Source organism: Streptomyces sp. YS-3, assembly GCF_045257485.1.
GTDB lineage: Bacteria > Actinomycetota > Actinomycetes > Streptomycetales > Streptomycetaceae > Streptomyces.
Map to the genome: position 1 here is coordinate 1 of NZ_JBJHPC010000786.1, position 2,667 is coordinate 2,667.

General features: G+C 73.9%; 3 protein-coding genes. All 3 read left to right on the top strand.

From position 1 onward, the window contains the following. The first annotated feature begins 48 nt into the window (after positions 1 to 48). The 3 genes from ACJA3G_RS34730 (at position 49) to ACJA3G_RS34740 (ending at position 2,553) form a co-directional block, all read left to right on the top strand. Positions 49 to 1,125, top strand: a complete 1,077-nt coding sequence (locus ACJA3G_RS34730) for a nitronate monooxygenase (protein WP_406557017.1) — start codon at positions 49 to 51, stop codon at positions 1,123 to 1,125. Positions 1,126 to 1,135: 10 nt separating this feature from the next. Beyond that, positions 1,136 to 1,888, top strand: a complete 753-nt coding sequence (locus tag ACJA3G_RS34735; protein ID WP_406557018.1) for a 16S rRNA (uracil(1498)-N(3))-methyltransferase — start codon at positions 1,136 to 1,138, stop codon at positions 1,886 to 1,888. Positions 1,889 to 2,004: 116 nt separating this feature from the next. After that, positions 2,005 to 2,553 carry a hypothetical protein gene (locus ACJA3G_RS34740; protein ID WP_406557019.1) on the top strand — a complete coding sequence of 183 codons (549 nt, stop codon included), beginning with the start codon at positions 2,005 to 2,007 and terminating at the stop codon, positions 2,551 to 2,553. Positions 2,554 to 2,667 lie beyond the last annotated feature (114 nt).

Genomic DNA, 2,667 nt, shown 5'->3' on the forward strand with positions numbered 1-2,667 from the left:
GGGTTGGGGCGATTCGGTGGCTGGGCGGGCCCGTGGCACGATGCGGGCATGGCTTTGACCGATCTCTGCCGGTATCCGATCGTGCAGGCTCCCATGGCCGGTGGCGTCTCCGCCCCCGGTCTTGCCGCCGCGGTCTGCGAGGCCGGCGGACTCGGGTTCCTGGCCGCCGGGTACAAGACGGCCGACGGCATGTACCAGGAGATCAAGCAGCTGCGCGGGCTCACCGGGCGCCCCTTCGGGGTCAACCTGTTCATGCCGCAGCCGCCGCACACCGACCCGGCCGTCATCGAGGTGTACCGCAACCAGCTCGCGGGCGAGGCCACCTGGTACGAGACGCCGCTCGGCGACGCCGACTCCGGCGGCGACGACGGCTACGAGGCCAAGCTGGCGATCCTGCGCGAGGACCCGGTCGCGGCCGTCTCGTTCACCTTCGGCTGCCCCGAGCGCGAGGTGCTCGCCGCGTTCGCCGCCCTCGGCACGTACACCGTCGTCACCGTGACCACCCCCGACGAGGCGCTGGCCGCCCAGGTCGCCGGGGCCGACGCCGTCTGCGTCCAGGGGATAGAGGCCGGCGGCCACCAGTCGACGCACCGCGACGACCCGCAGGCCGACGGCTCGGGACTCGGACTGCTCACGCTGATCACCCAGGTCCGCGAGAGCGTGACGCTGCCGATCGTCGCGGCCGGCGGTCTGATGCGCGGCGCCCAGATCGCGGCGGTGCTCGCGGCGGGCGCGGACGCGGCGCAGCTCGGTACGGCGTTCCTGGCCTGCCCGGAGTCCGGCGCGCACGCCCTGCACAAGCAGGCCCTGACCAATCCCCTCTTCGTCCGTACGGAGCTGACGCGGGCGTTCTCCGGACGCCCGGCCCGCGGCCTGGTCAACCGGTTCATGCGCGAGCACGGACCGTACGCCCCGGCCGCCTACCCCCAGGTGCACCAGATCACCGCCGGGCTGCGGCGGGCCGCCGCGGCGGCGGGCGACGCCCAGGGCATGGCGCTGTGGGCGGGGCAGGGGCACCGGCTGGCACGGGCGCTGCCCGCCGGACAGCTGGTGGGGGTCCTGGCGGAGGAAGCGGACGCGTCGCTGGCCACGCTGGCCGCCGCATCGAGAAACCGAAACACATGAGGAGCACGTCATGACCGCCCCGGTCTTCGTCGTCGACCGTTTCACCGAGTCCGGGCCGGGCGGCCGGTACGTCCTGGACGGCCCCGAGGGCAGGCACGCCGTCTCCGTGAAGCGGCTCGCGCCCGGTGAGGACGTCGTCCTCACCGACGGCCTCGGCACCTGGGCGGAGTGCGTGGTCATGGAGACCGAGGGCAAGGACCGGCTGGTCGTCCGGCTCGACTCGCTGCGGGAGGAGCCGCAGCCGCAGCCGCGCATCACCGTCGTCCAGGCCCTGCCCAAGGGTGACCGGGGTGAGGTCGCGGTCGAGACGATGACCGAGACCGGCGTCGACGCCGTGGTGCCGTGGCAGGCCTCGCGCTGCATCACGCAGTGGAAGGGCGACCGGGGTGCCAAGTCGCTCGCCAAGTGGCGTGCCACGGCACGGGAGTCGGGCAAGCAGTCGCGCCGGGTGCGGTTCCCGGAGGTACGGGACGCGATGACGACCAGGCAGGTTGTCGCGTTTTTGGCCACGGCTGATTTCGCCGCCGTCCTGCACGAGGACCGGGAGGCTCCCAGCGAGCCGCTGGCCACCGCCGAGCTGCCCGCGCGGGGGGAGATCGTCCTGGTGGTGGGCCCCGAAGGGGGCGTGTCGCCCGAGGAGTTGGCGGCGTTCGCCGAGGCGGGCGCCCAGCCGTACCGGCTCGGCCCGAGCGTGCTGCGCACCTCCACGGCGGGCACGGCGGCGGCGGCGCTGCTGATGGGGCGCACCGGCCGCTGGTCGTGACGCCGTCGGCGTCCGGTCGACCGCCCACCGGGCGTCCGGCCACCGCCCCTCTGCCGTCCGGTTGACGTCGTAAAGCCGTCTACCGCGTCCGGCGCGGGGGTGGGACGCTGGCGCGTATGGGGGCAAGGAGATACGTCACGTGGCCGCTGCGCCACCGGCGCGCGCTCGCCGCGCTCGGCCTGGTGGCCGGGGCGGCGGCCGGGGCCGCGGCCTGCGACCCGGTGGGCGGCATGAGCTCGGTCACCGTCTCGGTGACCACCGACAAGGTCGCGACGAGCAGGCTGGAGCACGACGGCTTCAAGGTGCGGTATCTGACCTGCACCGCGAAGGTCGACGGCGGCTCGTCGACCCGTACGCCCTCGGCCGCCTCGACCCGCACGGTCGCCACGGTCGACTGCCGGGGCCGTACCGACGACAACAAGAAGATCTCCGTCGCGGGCAAGGTGACGGAGGAGCGCGAGGACCGCTGCGTACGGGGCGATCTGACGGCGAAGGTCGCGGACCGCACGGTCTTCCACGCGAGCGTCCTGGGCGACTGCGACGCGCCGCCGCCCTCCAGGAGCACCCCCAGGCCCCCGGGGAACCCGGGAAAGCCCGGAAAGCCGGGCCCCCGTCCGACGGTGACGGTCACGGTGACCGTGACGGAGACGTTCCGGGGCAAGTGACGGGGCAGGCGGGCCGGGGCGAGTGGGGTCCGGTGGGCAGACGTCAGTAGCATGCTGCTGACTGATCGATTGTTCCCACCGCGACCGAGGAGCTCAGGACCGTGGCCGGAGAGC

Excerpts from the sequence above, each read along its gene's own strand:
- ACJA3G_RS34730 (WP_406557017.1), top strand. The coding sequence starts at position 49 with ATGGCTTTGACCGATCTCTGCCGGTATCCGATCGTGCAGGCTCCCATG.
- ACJA3G_RS34735 (WP_406557018.1), top strand. The coding sequence starts at position 1,136 with ATGACCGCCCCGGTCTTCGTCGTCGACCGTTTCACCGAGTCCGGGCCG.
- ACJA3G_RS34740 (WP_406557019.1), top strand. The coding sequence starts at position 2,005 with ATGGGGGCAAGGAGATACGTCACGTGGCCGCTGCGCCACCGGCGCGCG.